Genomic DNA, 20,716 nt, shown 5'->3' on the forward strand with positions numbered 1-20,716 from the left:
TCCATAAAATATGCATAACATTTTCAAGAAGTTCAATACTCTTTTAGCCTTGATTTTAATTGGCGTTTTTTCTGCCAATGCTCAAGATAATGTGGTAGATAAAGTAATTGCTGTTGTTGGGAATCAAGTGGTTCTAAAATCGGATGTAGAAAACAGATTTTTAAGCATGCAGGCTCAGGGATACACTTCCGGGAGTGTTGATTTAAAGACTGAAATATTTGAAGATCTTTTGATTCAACAACTGATGATTGCCCAGGCGCAAGTTGATAGTATCGAGGTAACAGACCAGGAAGTTGAAGATCAGTTGGAACGTAAGATGGAAATGTATATTCAACGCATTGGATCGAAAGAAAAACTGGAACAATATTTCAACAAAAGTATTGTTGATATGAAAAACGATCTTCGTGATGACACCCGCGACGAACGTATCAAAGAAAAAATGCAGGCTGAAATCACAAAAGACATACATATTACTCCAGCCGAAGTTCGGGAATTTTACAATTCAATTCCTCAGGATAGTTTGCCAACTATTCCAGGAGAACTTCAAATTCAGCAACTTGTAAAATACCCCCAGATTTCGGATAATGAAAAAGACAGAATCAGAACCAAGTTAAGAGGATATCGGGAAAGAGTGCTAAACGGCGATAGCTTTGCAACACTTGCAGTTCTTTATTCAGAAGATCCGGGAAGTGCGCAAAAAGGTGGAGAACTTGGTTATACACCCAGATCTTCATTAGTTCCGGAATTTGCAAATGTGGCTTTTAACTTAAAAACAGATAAAGTTTCGAAAATTGTTGAGACTGAATATGGATTTCATATTATTCAACTAATTGACAGAAAAGGAGAACGTATTAATGTTCGTCATATTCTTCTAAAACCTAAAATTGAAGAGGAAAAAAGAACCGCAGCTATCAATAAACTGGATAGTATTGCCAATTTAATTCGTGAGGACAAAATGGATTTTGATGAGGCGGCTTTTTATTTCTCAGATGATAAAGACACCAGAAATAACGGGGGATTACTTGTAAATCCTTATACCGGAGCCTCTAAATTCGAAAGGGATAATTTACCTCCGGCTGTATCTAAAACTGTAAACGATCTTAAACTAAATGAAATATCCTCAGCTTTTCTGGATGTTACAGGCGGCAAGGAAGCTTATAAGGTGATTAAAATAAAATCGGAAACAAAAGCACATAAAGCAAATCTATCTGACGATTGGAGCATATTTGAAAACATGCTGACCAACCAGAAGCAACAAAAAATTCTGAACAAATGGATTTCTGAAAAACAAGAAAAGACCTATGTTCATGTTGATGACACCTATAAAAATGCTAAATTCCGATTCAAAGGCTGGATAAAGTAAATAAAATACCGATACAATTCTCAGACACAGCCTAAGCTGTGTCTGATTTATTAACGGCAATAATCAAGAAGGAATCCTATGAATTTTAAAACTGAAGTTGAAGCTGCAAATGCCCTGCAAGCAGATTACCAAAAATTAACTGCTGAAATCAGGAAAAAAATATATGGACAGGATGATATTATCAAAAAAGTATTAATCTCCATTTTCAGCAATGGGCACTGCTTACTTGTTGGTGTTCCCGGCTTAGCTAAAACACTTCTGGTAAATACAATAGCTCAGGTTCTTGATTTAAAATACCAGCGAATTCAGTTTACTCCTGACTTAATGCCTTCGGATATCATTGGAACTGAAATATTGAACAATGAAAGAAAATTTAACTTTATTCAAGGCCCATTGTTTGCAAACATTCTTCTTGCTGATGAAATAAACCGGACTCCTCCTAAGACTCAGTCGGCACTTTTAGAAGCAATGCAGGAACAAATGGTTACTGTAAACGGTAAAACTTACCCAATTAAAAAACCATTTTTTGTTCTCGCTACGCAGAATCCAATAGAACAGGAAGGAACCTATCCTCTTCCTGAAGCACAGTTGGATCGATTCATGTTTAGCATTTATCTGGACTATCCAAAAATTGAAGACGAATTGGCAATTGTTGAGAACACAACTTCCGGCAAAGAAATTGCTCTTGATAAAATAATGTCGGCAGATCAGATACTACATTATCAAAAATTAATTCAGAAAGTCCCGATTAACAGAAATGTATTGGAATATGCTGTTAATTTAGCCGCTAAAACAAGACCAAATACAGAGCATTCTCACAGAATGGCTAAAGAATATATTAACTGGGGAGCAGGACCTAGAGCATCACAATATCTAGTGGTCGGCGCAAAAACCAACGCTTTGCTGTCTGGGAAATATTCACCGGATATTGAAGACGTGAAAGAGGTTGCAGTATCAATTCTTCGGCATAGAATCATGAAGAATTACAAAGCTGAGGCTGAAGGAATCAGTATTGAAAACATCATACAAGAACTATTAAAGTAAAAAAGAATGCTTAGCAAAGCTAATCAATACATATTTATATTACTTACAGGCATTATCTGTCTGACAAATCTTTCGTCTTCTGCTCAAAAGAAATCGAAAGTACTGATCAAAAACTCAGACGAGGTACAGTTTGTGAGAAACTCAGATCCTCTACTCAATAAATTTTTAGGCAATGTTTTTATTACACATGGCGATATAAAGATGTATTGTGACAGTGCTTATCAATTCGAAAAGCTAAACACTTTAGAGGCTTTTGGTAATGTTCATATTATTAATGCCGACACCGTTCATATTTACGGAGACTACCTAAAATATTATGGCAACACAAAATTTGCTGAAATGAGAGATAACGTGAAACTAAAAAACAAATCGGTTACCGTTACTACACAATTTCTTGATTTTGACATGAACGAAAGCGTAGGATACTATTTTAACGGCGGCAAAATTGTTGACGCAGAAAATACTCTTACCAGTGATATTGGAAGGTATTATACAAAACAAGAACTGCTGTTTTTTAAGGATAGTGTTAAAGCTGTAACTAGTGATTACACGCTGTATTCAGATACTTTAAAATACAATACAGTTAGCAAGGTTGCTTTTATTTTAGGACCAACTAAAATTGTTGGAGAAAAAGAAACCTTATATTCGGAAGATGGTTGGTACAATACAGAATCAAATATCTCTCAGTTCTTTAAAAACACAACTCTCGACAGTAAATCATATCAAATTAAAGGTGACAGTATTTATTTGGATCGAAACAACGAACTTGCCCGGATCTTTAAAAATGTTGAGTTGCGGGACACGGTGAATAATTTAATATTGATGGGCAATTATCTTGAAACGTTCAAGAATACAGAGGAGGCTCTTATGACCGATTCTGCAGTCTTTATTCAAATTACTGACCGTGATTCACTGTTTCTTCATTCAGACAGTCTGAAAATTGAAAAAGACAGTGCCAAATTTGAACGGATTAAGGCTTTTCATCATGTGAAATTTTACCGTACAGATTTGCAGGGAATCTGCGATTCGTTGGTTTATACCATGCAGGATTCGACCATCAGATTATTCAATGATCCCGTTCTTTGGGCACAACAAAACCAAATGGTAGCTGATACAATTGGCATTGAAACCCAAAATGAAGCAATTCGTTATCTGCATTTTAGAGGATCTTCCTTTTTAACGGCGAAAGAAGACACCACTTTTTTCAATCAGATAAAAGGTAGAAATATGCTCGGGCATGTTAAAGACAACAAACTTTACAAACTTGACATTAAAGGAAATGGGGAAACTTTATATTATCCTGTTGACAAGGAGATAATTATGGGAATGAATATTGCCAAGAGCAGCAATATCAGTATTCTTATCGAAAACAATAAAATTGATAAAATTATCTTTCTTAAAAAACCTGACGGCAATATGTATCCTCTCTTCGAAGTAGAAAAGGAAATGAAATTTCTTAAAGACTTTCAATGGCTCGAAGAATACCAACCAAAATCAAAGGAAGACATATTTATCTGGAAAGAGTATACGCCAATTCGAGAATTAAATTCATCCGTAAAAAAACCAATAAAAAAAGGGACTTTATAAAAGTCCCTTTTTTTATATCTTAATATTCATCTTCGTTGAATAAAAAATCTCCTTTGCTTGGATAATCAGGCCAAATATCTTCAATACTTTCGAAAATTTCACCTTCTTCCTCAATTTCCTGCAAGTTTTCAATCACTTCCAATGGCGCTCCGGAACGGATCGCATAATCAATTAATTCATCTTTGGAAGCAGGCCAAGGCGCATCTTCTAATTTAGTGGCTAATTCAAGTGTCCAGTACATATATTTAATATTTTATTAGGTTCTTTTATTATTCTGCGAATATAATTTTTTTTTTTGAATTTACAAGTCAGGCTTCCATTTAATTTCATCAGCTCCAGCATCATGTAAAACCTTACGCGAAAGCACGAATAAATAGTCCGAAAGACGATTTAAATACTTCAACAATAGTGGATTTATATCTACATCATTTGATAGTTGATTTGCCCGGCGTTCTGCCCTTCGGCATACCGTTCTTGCAACATGACAAAACCCGTTGGCCAAACTACCTCCCGGTAATACAAAATTATTAAGTTCAGCCAACTCTTCATCCATCCGATCCATCTCTTTTTCCAATAAAAGAATGTCTGCTTCCACAATAGGTAACTTCTCCTTTAAATCAGATTTTTCTTCATCGGTTGCCAACCTTGAACCAATCATAAACAATTTATTTTGAATCTCTAATAAAATCTCTTTTGATTTAGACTCAATATCATGCGATCGAATCAACCCAATATAAGAGTTTAATTCATCGACGGTACCATAGGCTTCCAATCGCAAGTGATGCTTCGGAACTCTTGTTCCTCCAATCAAACCTGTTGTACCGGAATCTCCTGTTTTTGTATATACTTTAAATTTAGTCATTGTGTGTGTTTTAATTAGCTCCAACATTTGGGATCTTTTTATTCCCTTCAGCAGAGCTACTACAAAGATAAAATTTCATAGAATCTATGCAATAGCTAGAACCTATACTTTCTTACATAATCTTGTTTTTGCATTCCGTCTTTCGAAATAAGAATTCCCAAATGAAATAAATCCAGACTCACGGAAATTCTCTCCAATTTCTTCATCTGTTTCCAAAAGAGGCTAATCGTATCGTTTTTATGTGGATTTTGAATAACAATCATGCAATTATCTGCGAGCAGCAATTCACAATTCAGGATAAAATCAGACAGAATTTCTTTTCTGGTATTTTCAGAAAAAACAAGAAAATCATATTTTGGATTTTGCTTCAAAATCTCATTATAGTTAAAATTCTTATAATTCTGAATTCCCATATAGTTCCGAAAAATATCATCCGAATATTCCGATAAAACACCTCCCCGATCCAGACATGCAACACTTTTTCGGGAATCAAGCTTTGCCATATAAGCAAGAGTAAATCCTATTCCTTCACCAAAATAAGCTGATTTTTCAGCATGCCAAAAGTTCATCAGACGAAACAGCAATCGATCCAATGCTTCTGTGGATTTAATAATTTGAATTTCCTCTTTGTACTTCTTTGCCAAATCCTTACTAATCTCACCATCTTCCAATTTTGATTTTAACGCATTCACAATAATTTTCCGATAAGGAAATAACTGACCAAATGCATAGTAAGACAATTTTGCCTCAATTACATTAACAATCAGGTGAAAAGTAAAGGGTGAATGAATCCCAAATCCTTTTCGGCGAAAGGCCTTTAAGCGATATAAACGTTTCTTTAATTTGTAGCGGATTCGACCCATAATTACAATAAACTAGAATTGGCGAATTTAATCGTAAATTTGAATTTCTTCAAATTCTTAAGCCAAGATATCACCTGTCGCAGGTATTATCCTGATAATATTAATGATAATAGGGCATAAGATTAAGCAATCATTTCTTTAAAATAAAAGTTTTTCAATTTACTTTTGTTTGTACTTTTAGATTTTTAAAGCATTTTCACAAAAGGGTGAAATTTTATCCCTCCATATAAAATAGAATTAGAACCGTAAGAATGTCAGAATTAGCTGGACTCGACATAAAATTTTTAGCAGGCGTTGGCCCCAAAAGGGCTTCCATCCTTAATCAGGAATTATCAATTTACAGTTACGAAGATTTACTGTATCATTTTCCCTACAAATATATCGACAGAACTAAGTTCTACGAAATCAGTGAAATTCACTCTAAGTTACCATACATACAGGTAAAAGGTGAGATAACCAGTATTGAGGTAATTGGAGAAAAAAGACAACAAAGACTGGTAGCATATTTTACTGATGGAAAAGGTGTAATGGAATTGGTTTGGTTTAAGGGAATTAAATACATTAAAGCAAACCTTAAACCCAAGACCGAATATATCGTTTTCGGTAAGCCTTCCGAATTTAACCGGAAAATAAATGTAGTTCATCCTGAATTGGAAGAGAGTGAGGCCAAAAATGGGAAATTGAATGCCTCCCTTCAAGCTTTTTATCTAACTACCGAAAAGATGAAAAGCAGTTTTATCAACTCTAAAGCAATTCACAAACTTCAGGAAAATGCCTTACAATCATTAAATGGGAAAATTCCGGAAACGCTTCCGGCAAGTTTGACGAGTAAATTAGGATTAATTAATCTTCACGAAGCGCTTACGCAGATTCATTTCCCAAGTAATGCAGAAATACTAAAAAAAGCCACCTACCGATTAAAATTTGAAGAACTGTTTTACATTCAGCTAAACATTCTTAAAATGAAGATGAAGCGCAGGGTTCTTTATCGTGGTCATCAGTTCACTAAAATAGGGGAAAACTTTAATCAATTCTTTCAAAATAATCTTCCTTTCGAACTTACGGATGCTCAAAAAAGAGTAATCAAAGAAATTAGAAAAGACGTTGGTTCGGGAAAACAAATGAACCGTCTTTTGCAGGGGGATGTAGGCAGTGGTAAAACAATGGTTGGACTAATGTGCATGCTAATGGGACTTGACAATGGTTGTCAGTCTTGTTTGATGGCTCCAACGGAAATTTTAGCCACACAACACATGGAATCAATCACTGAATTTCTCGAGGGGCTCAATATTAAAGTGGCTTTGCTTACCGGATCAACAAAACAGAAAGACCGAAAAATTATTCATGAACAATTACTAAGTGGTGAGCTGCAAATTTTGATTGGCACTCACGCTCTTCTTGAAGACATTGTTCAATTCAATAATCTGGGCTTGGTAATTATTGATGAACAACATCGGTTTGGTGTTGCGCAACGGGCCCGATTGTGGAAAAAAAATAATATTCCCCCTCATATTTTAGTGATGACTGCTACACCTATTCCCAGAACTCTTGCCATGACTTTATATGGTGATTTGGAAGTTTCGGTTATAGATGAGTTACCGCCGGGAAGAAAACCAATACAAACAGTTCACTACTTCGAGAAAAGAAGAAAACAGGTTTACGATTTCATGAAAAAACAGATTGATTTGGGAAGACAAATTTATTTGGTCTATCCAATGATTAAAGAATCTGAAAAAATGGATTTCAAAAATCTGGAAGAAGGATATGAAAGTGTTTCTCAATATTTCCCTCCCGAAAAATATGGAATAAGTATGGTTCATGGGAAAATGAAACCAGCTGAAAAAGAAGCGGAAATGCAACGGTTTGCAAAAGGAGAAACTCAAATAATGGTAGCGACAACGGTTATCGAAGTTGGAGTTAACATTCCAAATGCATCAGTAATGATAATTGAAAGTACAGAACGGTTTGGCTTGTCCCAACTTCATCAGTTACGTGGTCGGGTTGGCCGTGGAGCCGAACAATCGTACTGCATACTAATGTCTTCCTACAAAATCTCTAACGAATCGCGAAAGCGAATTGAAACAATGGTTCGAACCAACGATGGTTTTGAAATTGCCGAAGTAGATTTAAAACTTCGTGGTCCCGGAGATATTGAAGGAACTCAGCAAAGCGGAATTTCTTACAACCTAAAAATTGCCAATCTTGGTAAAGATGGACAGTTGCTTCAATACGCAAGAGATGTTGTTCAGGAAATACTGGACAATGATCCCCTACTGGACAAAGAAGAAAATTTCACTCTTGCAAAACAGGTTAAACGATTGAGCAAAACCAAAATAAACTGGAGTGTAATCAGCTAAAAAACAAATACATCGAGACATAAAAACAGCGAAACCCTTTTTGGAATTTCGCTGTTTTTTATAGTGAAAATATTGCATGTTTCATTACTTGATGCAAGTTAGTTGTTGATTAATTTCAAATTAAATGATCTTCGATCTAAAACTACAATCCCATTTTAATTTTTTCTATTAACTCAATATATTCCGCCTCGGAAAGAGTTGTTTTTTGTGGATTCATCTCAAAAACACCACCAAATCCATATCCATCTTTGTGTTTTGGAACAATATGCATGTGCAAATGCGATAAAGTATCGGCATAAGCACCATAATTAATTTTTGCAGGTTGAAACGCAGTATCTATTGCCTTTGCAACTTTAGCCACATCGTTCATAAATGCATTTCGCTGTTTGTCACTCAACTCATGAAATTCTATACCATGATCCTTGTACCCAACATTACAGCGCCCCAAATACGATTGTTCTTTAAACAAGAATAATTGCGATACTTCCAAATCACAAATCTTAATCATTAAACTGTGCAGCAATTCATTGTCTTGGCAATACAAACATTCTGAAACAGGAGTAGACATAACAAACTTATTTTATGCAAATAATTGGTTTTTATGTATTTGATATTTATGCTACTTGTAAGGCAACAAATATATAAAAAACACAAGATTGACTGGATTGAAGTACTAATGTTTTGGAATTTTTTTTAATTATTGCTCTTAAATAACAAAAAAAACATTCTTTAAAATTCTCAATTTTATTATCACAAATAAGACAATTTTAACAAAATAATTTATTTAACAGGAAAACTATAAAAAAACACTAATCACACATACTATCAAAGAATTACCGCATAAATTTAAATTTAGTCAGATTAGCATCAATTAATTCTTTGAATAGAATCCTGCAATTCTTATTTTATTCATAATGAATCTAAATTAACTCGATTGCAAAACAGACTTAAATTACTGATTTTTTTCAGGAATAGCCCAAACTAACTGTATTCAATAGAGATACAAAAAAAATTGTAATCTCTACTTTACAAAAGCAAGGAACTGCCTCTATTTAAACACACTATAAATTGACTTTTGCCAGAATCGAATGTAACCGAAAGTGTTATTTTTGTTGCGTTGTGTTAAACAGCACCCATTCACTACCAAATTGACTAGATGAATGTTACATGAATAAAACTCATTTGCTTTCGCAGGAGTTTTCACTTAGAAACAACAATTAATAGGGAAAAGTACATGCAGGATCACAAAAAAATTGATCACGAAGGGACTATCCTTGAAATAGAGGATGGTAAGATTACGGTGGGCATTGTTAATATTTCTGCTTGTGCAGGTTGTCATGCAAAAAGTGCTTGTACCATGTCTGACATGAAAGACAAATCAATTGATGTTATTGATTACAGTAACAAATTTAAAGTTGGAGAAAAGGTTATCCTAAGCTATCGGGAATCTTTAGGATGGTTGGCAATGTTCCTTGCCTACGTGTTGCCGTTTGTATTGGTAATACTTACACTAATCATTGCCACAGCAATTACTAATAATGAATTAATAAGCGGGATTTCGGCATTAGCCATATTACTTCCCTATTATATAGTGCTGTCCTTTTATAAAGGTCATTTTAAGAAAACTTTTTCATTTACAATCGAGAAAATCGTAAACATTTAAACTATGAGCATTATAGTTATCACTATTCTGGCTTTGTGTGCTATTGGAGTAACGGCAGCAATTATACTGTTTTTTGTAGCGCAAAAATTCAAAGTGTATGAAGATCCTCGCATCGACGAGGTAGAAGAAGCATTACCAGCCGCAAATTGTGGTGGTTGTGGTTATCCCGGATGTAGAGGTTTTGCCGAAGCATTGGTGAAGGCCGACAACATCGACAACTTTCTTTGCCCTGTGGGTGGAGCTCCTGTAATGTCGCACGTAGGTGCCATTCTTGGACACGAAGTTAAAGCTGCCGAACCAACCGTAGCTGTGGTCCGATGCAACGGAACCTGCGAAAACCGACCTAAAACCAATCAGTACGATGGCGCACCATCTTGTACAATTGCAGCCTCACTCTACAGCGGTGAAACCGGCTGTCAGTTTGGTTGCTTAGGATTAGGCGAGTGTGTTGATGCATGTAATTTTGATGCAATGTATATGGACAAGGAAACCGGCCTTCCTGTAATTATTGAAGACAAATGTGTTTCTTGTGGTGCCTGCGTAAAAGCTTGTCCTAACAATATTATCGAGCTTCGTAAAAAAGGACCAAAAAGTCGAAGAGTTTTTGTGTCTTGTGTAAATAAAGATAAAGGAGCAATTGCTAAAAAAGCATGTGACGTTGCCTGTATTGGTTGTGGTAAATGTGTTAAGGAGTGTCCTTTCGATGCAATCACTTTGGAAAACAACCTTGCATACATCGATTACAATAAATGTAAACTTTGCAGAAAGTGTGTAATTGTTTGCCCTACGAATGCAATTCACGAATTGAATTTTCCGCCTCGAAAAGAAAAACCAGCCGAAAAACCTACTACAGCAAGCGTAAAACCTGTTGCGGCACCGAAAGCTGAGGTGAAAGCGGAAGAGGCTCCAAAGATAGAGCCAAAAGCAAATGACGACACAACTGAGAACAAATAAATAGGAGGATCATCAGTGTTAAAAACATTCTCATTAGGAGGTATTCATCCTGCCGAAAACAAATTATCGGCAAGCAGCGCAATCCAGGTATTGCCAATACCCGAAACAGTAAGTATTCCAATTTCTCAACATATTGGCGCTCCTGCTACTCCGGTCGTTAAAAAAAACGACGAAGTTAAAGTTGGACAATTGATTGCGAAATCATCAGGATTTGTATCCGCAAACATTCACTCTTCGGTTTCAGGAACCGTTTTTAAAGTGGATGATATTATGGATGCAAGTGGTTTCCGTAAAACATCTATTATCATTAAAGTTGATGGTGACGAATGGATGGAAACAATTGATCGAAGCGAAGATTTGGTAAAAGAAATCAGCGCAGGCAAAGAAGAAATTATAAAAAAGATAGCCGAAGCCGGAATTGTTGGTTTGGGTGGAGCAACTTTTCCTGCTCATGTGAAATTGTCGGTTCCTCCGGGAAAAACTGCCGAAGTTTTGATCATCAATGCTGTGGAGTGTGAACCTTACCTGACTTCTGACCACAGGGTTATGCTCGAAAAAGGCGATGAAGTATTGGTTGGAACTCAAATTTTAATGAAAGCTTTAGATGTTGACAGAGCCATTGTTGGAATTGAAAACAATAAACCTGATGCTATAGCTCATTTAACCAAGCTTGCAGGAAACTATAAAGGAATTGAAATTTGCCCGCTGAAAACTCAATACCCTCAAGGTGGTGAAAAACAATTAATTTCAGCAACTATTAAACGTGAAATCCCGTCGGGAGCACTACCTATTGAAGTTGGCGCTGTAGTACAAAATGTTGGAACTGCACTTGCTGTTTATGAGGCGGTTCAGAAAAACAAACCTCTTTTCGAGCGTGTTGCAACCATCACAGGTAAATCATTAAAAAATCCTTCGAACTGGAAATTCAGAATTGGAACTCCGGTAAAAGATTTGATTGATGCCGCAGGTGGTTTACCTGAAGATACAGGTAAGATTGTAGGCGGTGGCCCAATGATGGGTAAAGCTTTAACGACTGTTGATGTTCCATTAACCAAAGGCAGCTCTGGATTATTGCTGTTGCCTCGCGAAGAAGCTGTTCGTAAAGAATCAAAACCTTGTATCCGTTGCGGTAAATGTGTTTCTGTTTGCCCCATGGGACTTGAACCATTCCTATTAATGGTTTTGGCTGATAAAAAAGAATACGACCGTTTGGAAAACGATGCCGTTATGGATTGTATTGAGTGTGGATCTTGTAGTTTTACATGCCCGGCAAACCGTCCTTTATTGGATTACATCCGATTGGGAAAAGGAAAAGTTGGTCAGATTATGAGATCTAGAAAGTAAGTACTTAGAGTGTACACAACAACTTATAAGTACTTCAAATTTCAATAAACCAGTAAATTAATTAATAAATTTAACATATGAACACCAAAGTACTAGTCGCCCCATCTCCACACGTTCATAGTGGAGATTCCATACAAAAGAACATGTATGGAGTGGTATTTGCGATGCTTCCGGCGCTTGTTTTTTCATTCGTTTACTTTGGCATGGGTGCAATCATCGTAACCCTAACCGCCGTAGCATCCTGTTATCTTTTCGAATTTCTAATTTCGAAATACCTTCTTAAAAAAGTTCCTACCATAACTGATGGTTCTGCATTAATTACAGGTATTCTTTTGGCCTTTAACCTTCCTGCCAACCTTCCAATCTGGATTATTCTGATTGGAGCCTTGGTTGCAATTGGTATTGGCAAAATGACCTTTGGCGGATTAGGAAACAATGTTTTCAATCCGGCTTTAGTTGGTCGTGTATTTCTTTTAATCTCGTTTCCAGTACAAATGACCAGCTGGCCAAAACCTTTAGGTTTTGATACTGCTTATTTTGATGCGCAAACAGGAGCAACTCCTTTAGCACTTATCAAGGAAGGATTAAAGAAAGGTGAGCCATTATCGCAGTTAATGCATGATGTACCAGGCAATATGGATTTGCTTATGGGTAATACGGGTGGATCTATGGGAGAAGTAGCGGGTATTGCTTTACTTCTTGGTTTGGCTTACATGTTATTTAAAAAGATCATTACCTGGCATATTCCAGTTGCTGTACTTGGAACTGTTGCCATTCTTTCAGGTATTCTTCACATGTCTAATCCAGAAGCATATGCAGGTCCTTTATTCCATATCTTAACAGGTGGATTACTACTTGGTGCTATTTTTATGGCAACCGACTATGTTACCTCTCCCATGTCGAATAAGGGAATGATTATTTACGGTATTGGTATTGGTTTACTTACTGTTATAATTCGCGTATTCGGAGCTTATCCGGAAGGTGTATCTTTTGCGATTCTTATTATGAATGCATTTGTGCCACTGATTAATGTGTATGTTAAACCAAAGCGTTTCGGCGAAAAAAGGAAATAATCATGGCTGGGAAAAAAGAATCTACATTTACAAATATGGTTTTGGTGTTGTTTGTAATAACACTTATAGCCTCTGCTGCTTTAGGTGCGGTATACGAAATCACCAAAGAACCTATTGCTAAAGCAAAATTGGCAAAAAAACTCAATGCCATTAAAGAAGTTGTTCCTGAATTTAATAACAATCCCAGCGATGAGATGTACAAAGTTGGATTGAACGAAAAGGATACTTTGGAATTTTATCCAGCTAAAAAAGATGGAATATTAGTTGGTACGGCAGTTAAAACTCTAACCACTAAAGGATTTGGCGGTAATGTTTGGATTATGGTTGGTTTTGAACCTGATGGAACTATTCACAATTATTCTGTATTGGAACACACGGAAACACCAGGTTTAGGGACAAAAATGGTAAGTTGGTTTAAACCAACAGAACCATCACGTGAAAAATCCAGTGTTATCAATAAAAACCCTGGCTCTATAAATTTCACGGTAAGCAAAGATGGTGGAGATATTGATGCAATTACCGCAGCAACTATTAGTTCAAGAGCATTTCTGGATGCCATTAAAACTGGTTATGACGAGTACATGAAAAAAAACAATAATAAGGAGGAGATAAGTAATGAGTAACATTCAAAATTTCACCAAAGGACTTATTAAAGAGAATCCCATTTTTGTATTATTGCTTGGAATGTGCCCTACTCTGGGTGTTACTTCCTCGGCAATTAATGGCCTGGGAATGGGTCTGGCTACATCTTTCGTTTTAATCATGTCAAACATGGTTATTTCAATGGTGAGTTCTCAGATTCCTGAAAAAGTAAAAATACCTTCCTTCATCGTAATCATAGCAGCTTTTGTTACGATCATTAGTTTTTTAATGGAGGCATACACTCCTGCCTTACATGCACAATTGGGTGTATTTATTCCTCTTATCGTTGTAAACTGTATTGTATTAGGGCGTGCAGAAGCATTTGCTTCCAAAAATAAAATTTTACCTTCAATATTGGACGGAGCAGGAATGGGCTTAGGCTTTTCAATGGCCTTAACACTTTTGGGATCTGTTCGTGAACTATTGGGAAGTGGAAAAGTTTTTGGTATTTCTATATTTAGTGATAATTATGGTATGCTGATTTTTGTATTAGCTCCTGGTGCTTTTATCGCATTAGGATACCTTATTGCTATTATTAACCGCATTAAAAAAGCCTAAAGAGAAATCATCATGAATTATATTATAATCATTATATCTGCCATATTCGTAAACAACGTTGTTTTGGCTCAATTCCTTGGAATTTGTCCTTTCCTTGGAGTATCGAAGAAAGTATCTACAGCAGTAGGTATGTCAAGTGCTGTTACTTTTGTAATGATTCTGGCTACTATTGTAACTTATCTGCTGCAAAAATTGGTATTGGATCCTTTTGGTATTGGCTTTATGCAAACCATTACCTTTATCCTGATCATTGCAGCTTTGGTACAATTGGTTGAGATCATTCTCAAAAAGGTTAGTCCTGCATTGTATCAGGCATTAGGAGTATTCCTTCCTTTAATTACAACCAATTGTGCAATTTTGGGTGTTGCTATTTTAACAATTCAGAAAGACTATGATCTGTTAGAAGCAGTTGTTTTCTCAGGATCTACAGCTATTGGTTTCGGTCTTGCTTTAGTGATCTTCGCAGGTCTTCGAGAGCATCTCGACCTTGTTGACTTACCAAAAGGAATAAAAGGCACTCCCGCAGCATTAATTGTAGCAGGATTACTAGCGATGGCTTTTATGGGATTTTCCGGTATTGTGTAATTAAAAAACACATCATTATATTTTACAGGCAGCTCATTTTGAGCTGCTTTTTTTATTGCATATTATCGCCTCTACATGGGTCAATATCTACCTTTAATCAAATTTATTGTGTAAATCCGTAATAATAATTAACTTGGTGTCAAATGCGATTAATTGGAATCAACTACCACTATGTTACACACTTAAACCCGTTGAGATTTCATGTTAAATAAAATGAAATTCCGCACCAGAGTAATCGCCGGATTCGGTTTAATATTACTGTTTACGGTATCATTTGTTATCCTCTCTATTTTCCAGGTAAAAAATCTTCGCAATGAGTCCGAATTCATTTATACTCACACATATACGGTAAGTAACGCTGTTAGGGATATCAACACTCATATCCAAACCATGGAAAGCGCCATGAAGGATATTCTTCTTGCCAAAACACAACAAGAATTCGATCAGGCTATTGATACCATCAATTTATATCATCTAAAAGTGATGACTCAATTCGATACTGTTTTCAATCGCTTTTTAGGCGATAAGAGAGATGTTGGAATTGCCTATCATACCTTTATAGAATGGGAAGAACTTCGAAACCAAATCATCGATTTAAAAGTTAGCGGCAAAGAGGTGAGTGCAAAAAAAATGGTTGATGGAATTGCGGCTGAACACCTCAATAAATTAAAAGAAAAAACGAAAGTAATGACTGATTTCGCCGAAGAACAGGCAAATCGTATCTATAAGGAAGCAACTTTAGCACACACAAAAAAATTATATACATTTATTGGTATAGCCATATTAATTGTTCTTGCAAGTTTATTTATTACCTATATTATTTCGGAGAGTATTTCCAGACCCATTAAAAAATTTATTTACAAAGCGCAGGCAATCTATCAAGGAAAAGGCTCTGTCCGTCATATTAGTGAAGAACAGCTTCTGGATCATTCCATGACCGAATTAACTCAAACCTATACTAAACTTCAGAATGAAATAAAAGAACGGGAGCGTGGTGAAGATACCATTCGTGTTCAGTATCAGGAAATTCACGAATACTCGGAAAAATTAAGACTCTTTAATGATAAATTGGAAGAAAGAGTTACTGAACGAACAATGGCTTTAGCCGAAAGTGAAGAAAAATATCGCAACCTGATTAACGGCAGTACCGATATTATTCTGGTAAATGAATATATTGGTGACGGCAGTTCTAAATTAATAGAAGCAAATGATACATCCTGTGTAGTTCTGGGTTATTCAAGAAATGAGCTTTTTACCTTATCTCCAGCCGATTACATTGAAGATCTTCCTGATGATTATATCATTAACTCCATAAAAAGGTTAACAAGAGAGAAACAATTCACTCATGAACAAACCTTCGTTTCCAAGTATGGAAAAAAGACTCCGATGGAAACCGTTAGCCAACTTGTGACTCTGCAGGGAAAACATGTAATTTTATCAACATCAAGAGATATTACAGAACGTAAACATGCTCAGCAGGCAATTGTACAGAGCGAGAAAAGGTTGAAAAAAATGATTCATCAATCTCCCCTTCCTATTGTTATTACTGATGAAAGACAAAACATTGAATACTTTAACGATAAGTTTATAGAGCTGTTTGAATACACTTTAGATGACATAAAAACTTCGGATGACTGGTATAAATCGTGTTTCCCTGATCGAAAATACCGGGAAGAAGTTAAAAACATTTGGAAAGAGGCTATCGCTAAAGCAAAAAAAGAACATACCGACATAGGGAAACAGGAATTTCATATGACAATTAAAAATGGTGAAGTTCGTCATTGTGAATTCTTTATGGTTCCTTTTGATAACTCATCAATGATTATCATTAATGATATTTCGAAAATTATATCTACACAAAAAGAATTGGTGAAAGCCAAAGAAAAAGCCGAAGAAAGTGATCACTTAAAATCTGCCTTTTTGGCGAATATGTCTCATGAAATAAGAACACCAATGAATGGCATTATTGGTTTTGCAGATATGCTTCGCAGACCAGACAAAACCGAAGCTCAGAGTAATACTTACATCAACATTATTTATAAAAGTTCGAATCAGTTGCTGAAAATAATTAATGACATTCTTGATATCTCAAAACTAGATTCCGGACAAACTTTTATTAAAGAAACAAAATGCTTCCTTAATGTTATCTTAGACGAATTGTTTGCCCAGTTCTCTAAAGAGAATAGTGCGGACGATGGAATTGATTTTAGAGTTAACAAGACTCTTTCGGATGAAGAAACATTGGTGATAACAGAAGAACGAAAGCTGCGTCAAATACTTTCCAACTTACTTAACAATGCTTTTAAATTCACTTCTTCAGGTTATATTGAATATGGATACCATTTAATTGATAATAATTTTCTGGAATTCTATGTTCAGGATTCCGGAATTGGAATTCAAAAGGAAAAACAAGAAATTATATTTGAACGTTTTCGACAGGTAGAAGAAACTTTTACCCGTAAATATGGAGGTACAGGGCTTGGCTTGGCAATTTCGAAGGGTTTTGTTGAATTAATGGGCGGTAAAATAAGAATGGAAACTCAAGAAGATAAAGGAACAACCTTCTACTTTACCATTCCTTATAAACCTGTAGGTTCAGAGGCGAAAATTATAAAAAGCACGAATAAAAAAAACTACAAATGGGATGATAAACTAATTCTCGTTGTAGAAGATGATGAAACCAATTTTAAATACATTGAAGCTGCTTTAAAACCAACAAAAGTTAAAATATTACACACTATATCAGGGAATAAAGCCATTGAGTTAAGTCTTAAAAACCCAACTATTAATTTGGTACTAATGGATTTAAGATTGCCTGACATTAACGGTTTGGAAGCAACTCAGTCTATCAAAAAAATGAGAGACAATCTACCTATTATTGCTCAAACTGCAAATGCCTTTAGAGAAGACCGAAGTAAAAGTATTGAAGCCGGATGTGATGATTTTATAGCAAAACCTTTTGATGAAAAGAAGTTACTTGCTACTATTAATAAACACCTAAAAAAAGGAAATCGGTTACTTAACCAAACAGGAATATAATTCTGTTGGTATTTTTTTTCCTGTCAGCAAAACTTCTCCCAAAGAAGTATACACATCTACCTCCTTTTTCTTCTTTTTCAGCTCTGCCAACAAATCTCCGGAAATCAGCAGTCTCGATTTATAAGAATTACATAGTCCCTGAATTCTTGAAGCCGTGTTTATTGCATCGCCATGATAAGCAATTTCAGATTTCAACTCTCCAACTTCTGCTACCATTACTTTACCTGAATGCACCCCAGCCTTAAAAATGGGTATCATTCCATAAGTCTTTTGGTAATACTCCTTTTTCTTCTCAAGAATATCCAAAAAGTCATAAAACACCTGCAGACATCTCAAATTTTCTATTCCATCGTTTATTTTCCAGGTCAATACAACCTCATCACCAACATACTGGTAGATCTGAGCATGATTTATCCTTACTGCATCAGAAATATCCTTAAAACAGTCCTGAATTAATCTGCTGTATTTAAAATGCCCTAACTTTTCGGCATAATAGGTGGACGATTTCAAATCCATAAACAGAAAAATTCGTTTCTCTTCTTTTGGTTTGTAATAACGCCCAAGCAAAAATTTAACAAGTATACCTTTACCCAATTTTCGATCTATTTCGTGGAAAATTTCGATTAAGCCTCCAACAATAAAAAAATAAGCCAATATGGCGTAAAACAACTTGGATTGATACAAAGACAACAATTGAGGAAAGGTCGCCGGAAAATTATCTATTGGAAAAAAATCTCCCATGTGATACATACAATAAACCAGCAAATAAGCACTGCTTACATTTACCAATAAACTTACTATAATCGTAAATAGATAAGTAGGAATTTGATTGCGAAGAGATTTTGCCAGTTTGAATATCGTACCCCAGATTATTCCAGCCATGATACCAAACCACAATAAATTTATAAGATTTTGCACCTTATAAACAGACAGATGACTTGTTTCATCCACCTGAAAAATCATTAAAAAGAAAAATGCAAGTACCCAAATTGGTATTATTGTGAGAAAATAAATACCAACTGATTTACTATTAATTCTAAATAAAGTTTTATTCATTACTATTAATAAATTGAACCAACTCCTCCACCTCTTTATAGGAATTTATTACATAATCCTCATTCATCTTAAGATGAAACAAATGGTTCTCTAATATTTTAATATTTTCCTGAGATGTGTTACCTAATCTGGTAATTCCAAACTGATATAATTTCTCTCTGTCCTGATACCTGCTAATCATACCTTTATATAAAAAAGGAGTGACCGAATTAAAATTGACGATTACACATCAATCCCATCCTACTGGTTAATTCGGTCACGTCCACCCCACTATTAGATTGCCAATTCTCCTATTGATTTCAAGAAGCTAATTTCCCTTAGCTTGTAATTTATCTTTGAATCAATCAACTCACCATGTGCTCTTTGCCAAAAAGCCTGTGCATCAAGCAATTCTGTTGTATTGGCCAAGCCTTCATAAAAACTGTTCTGAGTAAGCTCAACGTTTTCATTTGCCTGATCCATTGACACTTTTGCTAATTCAATTTGCTGATATGCTTCCTGTAATTTGAAGTAAGACTGCTGCACTTCAAGACTAATCAGATCTCTGGTGCGATCCATTTCCAACTCCTTTTGTTTACTTCTAAACCGCACAGATGCTACTTTATGCTTGCGTTCCTGCCAATGAAAAACCGGAACAGACAAATTCGCTTGAACAGCCAGAATTTTAGATGACCCAATCAAACTTTCAATTCTACTTATATAGGAGTATGATGCACCAACTCCTAACTGAGGTAAATAATCAGCCTGAGTGTTTTTAATCTGTTCCTGTGAAATTTCAACCTGTTTACCCAACATCAATAGCTCAGGTCTTTGATTTAATGCTTTTTGCATGTAATCTGCATCAATTGCATTTTGTGTGATTGTAATTGTTGTGTCTGTGGCGGTAATATCACTCATCAAATCTCTCCCAATTACCTGACACAAAGACATTTTAGACAACACCATCAGGTTTTGCACCCTAAACAAATCCAATTTTGCCTGATTCAATTGTACCTGAGCCTTTAATAATTCATTTTTAGTGGTTATCTCCAGATCAAATGCATTTTGCAGATCCTGAACCAAAGCTGAAAGCATCTTCACATATTTCTCAGCTAATTTACCTTTCTCATTTATGGAAACAAGATTCCAGTATGCCTGATCAGTTTCCAGCAAAACATCCGATGACTGCAACTTCCTGTTGTAGATGGAAATCTCTCTTCCCATCTTAGTCATTTGATAGGAGCTTCTTATTTTTCCTCCCATATATATTGGCTGAGTAAGCGTTAAATTAGAAGAAAAATAATCGATATTTCCTAACTCTAAATTAAAGCCAGGGAAATAAACATCACTGGTACCACTATAAATTCCCTGTTGCGCTTCAGCCAAACTATTCGCAGTAGGCAAAAATGAACCAGGTAAACTAATATCATCAATATCATGATAATAATTGTACGAACCGCTTGCTTTTAAATTCGGTAAAAACTGTGTGAATACAAATCGAACATTCGACTCATTTTCAGCAATCATTTCATCAGCAATTTTAATTTTCTGATTGTATTCCAATGCCAATGTGCGACTCTCGCTCAGTGACAACTCCTGAGCTTTTCCCTGAAAAGCTGTCAGGAAAAAGATCAAAAGACAAAATATTTTATTTTTCATATGATTATAGTTGTATGTTCTTGCCATATGGAACTTATCCTGCCCGGATAATCATCTCCTCGTGTGTCGCAATCGCTTTGGCATGAAC

General features: G+C 35.5%; 19 protein-coding genes. 12 read left to right on the plus strand and 7 right to left on the minus strand.

Annotated features, from left to right (window positions below; all coding sequences use genetic code 11):
• Positions 1-10 precede the first annotated feature (10 nt).
• The 3 genes from GQR60_RS06755 to GQR60_RS06765 all read left to right on the plus strand — a co-directional run bounded on the left by GQR60_RS06755 (position 11) and on the right by GQR60_RS06765 (position 3,994).
• Positions 11-1,363 (plus strand): peptidylprolyl isomerase, encoded by a 1,353-nt coding sequence (locus tag GQR60_RS06755; protein WP_124992203.1) that lies wholly within the window; start codon positions 11-13, stop codon positions 1,361-1,363.
• A 78-nt stretch (positions 1,364-1,441) separates the two neighbouring features.
• Entirely contained in the window at positions 1,442-2,407 is a 966-nt protein-coding gene (locus GQR60_RS06760) for an AAA family ATPase (protein WP_124992204.1), read from the plus strand.
• A gap of 6 nt (positions 2,408-2,413) precedes the next feature.
• A complete protein-coding gene (locus GQR60_RS06765; protein ID WP_124992205.1) occupies positions 2,414-3,994 on the plus strand; it encodes an OstA-like protein in 1,581 nt (526 codons plus the stop codon).
• Between the two features lie 19 nt (positions 3,995-4,013).
• Here the strand turns inward: GQR60_RS06765 and GQR60_RS06770 are convergent, their stop codons facing one another.
• The 3 genes from GQR60_RS06770 to GQR60_RS06780 form a co-directional block, all read right to left on the minus strand.
• Positions 4,014-4,235, minus strand: coding sequence for a DUF2795 domain-containing protein (locus GQR60_RS06770; RefSeq protein WP_054714819.1), 222 nt, complete (start codon positions 4,233-4,235; stop codon positions 4,014-4,016).
• Positions 4,236-4,295: 60 nt separating this feature from the next.
• Entirely contained in the window at positions 4,296-4,856 is a 561-nt protein-coding gene (locus GQR60_RS06775) for a cob(I)yrinic acid a,c-diamide adenosyltransferase (protein WP_124992206.1), read from the minus strand.
• 95 nt (positions 4,857-4,951) lie between these two features.
• Positions 4,952-5,719 carry a hypothetical protein gene (locus tag GQR60_RS06780; RefSeq protein WP_124992207.1) on the minus strand — a complete coding sequence of 256 codons (768 nt, stop codon included), beginning with the start codon at positions 5,717-5,719 and terminating at the stop codon, positions 4,952-4,954.
• Between the two features lie 251 nt (positions 5,720-5,970).
• On the opposite strand from GQR60_RS06780, the gene recG reads away from it, so the two are divergent.
• Positions 5,971-8,076 carry an ATP-dependent DNA helicase RecG gene (recG, locus tag GQR60_RS06785; protein WP_124992208.1) on the plus strand — a complete coding sequence of 702 codons (2,106 nt, stop codon included), beginning with the start codon at positions 5,971-5,973 and terminating at the stop codon, positions 8,074-8,076.
• A 142-nt stretch (positions 8,077-8,218) separates the two neighbouring features.
• Here the strand turns inward: recG and GQR60_RS06790 are convergent, their stop codons facing one another.
• Positions 8,219-8,644, minus strand: coding sequence for an HIT family protein (locus GQR60_RS06790; protein WP_124992209.1), 426 nt, complete (start codon positions 8,642-8,644; stop codon positions 8,219-8,221).
• Positions 8,645-9,310: 666 nt separating this feature from the next.
• Between GQR60_RS06790 and GQR60_RS06795 the strand changes: the two genes are divergently transcribed.
• The 8 genes from GQR60_RS06795 to GQR60_RS06830 all read left to right on the plus strand — a co-directional run bounded on the left by GQR60_RS06795 (position 9,311) and on the right by GQR60_RS06830 (position 17,934).
• Complete coding sequence (locus tag GQR60_RS06795; RefSeq protein ID WP_124992210.1) at positions 9,311-9,739, plus strand: SoxR reducing system RseC family protein; 429 nt, start codon at positions 9,311-9,313, stop codon at positions 9,737-9,739.
• Positions 9,740-9,742: 3 nt separating this feature from the next.
• The gene (locus tag GQR60_RS06800) at positions 9,743-10,693 is read left to right on the plus strand and encodes a Fe-S cluster domain-containing protein (protein WP_124992211.1); all 951 of its coding nucleotides are present in this window, start codon (positions 9,743-9,745) and stop codon (positions 10,691-10,693) included.
• A 15-nt stretch (positions 10,694-10,708) separates the two neighbouring features.
• Positions 10,709-12,037: an electron transport complex subunit RsxC gene (gene rsxC / locus GQR60_RS06805; protein WP_124992212.1), complete on the plus strand. Its 1,329-nt coding sequence runs from the start codon at positions 10,709-10,711 to the stop codon at positions 12,035-12,037.
• A gap of 77 nt (positions 12,038-12,114) precedes the next feature.
• Positions 12,115-13,110 (plus strand): RnfABCDGE type electron transport complex subunit D, encoded by a 996-nt coding sequence (locus GQR60_RS06810; RefSeq protein ID WP_124992213.1) that lies wholly within the window; start codon positions 12,115-12,117, stop codon positions 13,108-13,110.
• 2 nt (positions 13,111-13,112) lie between these two features.
• On the plus strand, positions 13,113-13,733 hold the full coding sequence (locus tag GQR60_RS06815; protein WP_124992214.1) for an RnfABCDGE type electron transport complex subunit G: 621 nt from the start codon (positions 13,113-13,115) through the stop codon (positions 13,731-13,733).
• Entirely contained in the window at positions 13,726-14,310 is a 585-nt protein-coding gene (locus tag GQR60_RS06820; protein ID WP_101310132.1) for an RnfABCDGE type electron transport complex subunit E, read from the plus strand. The genes GQR60_RS06815 and GQR60_RS06820 overlap by 8 nt, the downstream gene beginning before the upstream one ends.
• Before the next feature lie 12 nt (positions 14,311-14,322).
• A complete protein-coding gene (rsxA, locus tag GQR60_RS06825) occupies positions 14,323-14,895 on the plus strand; it encodes an electron transport complex subunit RsxA (protein ID WP_101310131.1) in 573 nt (190 codons plus the stop codon).
• Positions 14,896-15,096: 201 nt separating this feature from the next.
• A complete protein-coding gene (locus GQR60_RS06830) occupies positions 15,097-17,934 on the plus strand; it encodes an ATP-binding protein (RefSeq protein ID WP_124992215.1) in 2,838 nt (945 codons plus the stop codon).
• Here the strand turns inward: GQR60_RS06830 and GQR60_RS06835 are convergent.
• The 3 genes from GQR60_RS06835 to GQR60_RS06845 form a co-directional block, all read right to left on the minus strand.
• Entirely contained in the window at positions 17,911-18,990 is a 1,080-nt protein-coding gene (locus GQR60_RS06835) for an adenylate/guanylate cyclase domain-containing protein (protein ID WP_124992216.1), read from the minus strand. The genes GQR60_RS06830 and GQR60_RS06835 overlap by 24 nt on opposite strands.
• Positions 18,983-19,171, minus strand: a complete 189-nt coding sequence (locus GQR60_RS06840) for a hypothetical protein (RefSeq protein WP_101310128.1) — start codon at positions 19,169-19,171, stop codon at positions 18,983-18,985. The genes GQR60_RS06835 and GQR60_RS06840 overlap by 8 nt, the downstream gene beginning before the upstream one ends.
• Before the next feature lie 92 nt (positions 19,172-19,263).
• The gene (locus GQR60_RS06845) at positions 19,264-20,628 is read right to left on the minus strand and encodes a TolC family protein (RefSeq protein WP_160463430.1); all 1,365 of its coding nucleotides are present in this window, start codon (positions 20,626-20,628) and stop codon (positions 19,264-19,266) included.
• Positions 20,629-20,716: the final 88 nt, after the last annotated feature.

The organism is Labilibaculum euxinicum (assembly GCF_009795715.1).
GTDB classification, from domain to species: Bacteria; Bacteroidota; Bacteroidia; order Bacteroidales; family Marinifilaceae; genus Labilibaculum; species Labilibaculum euxinus.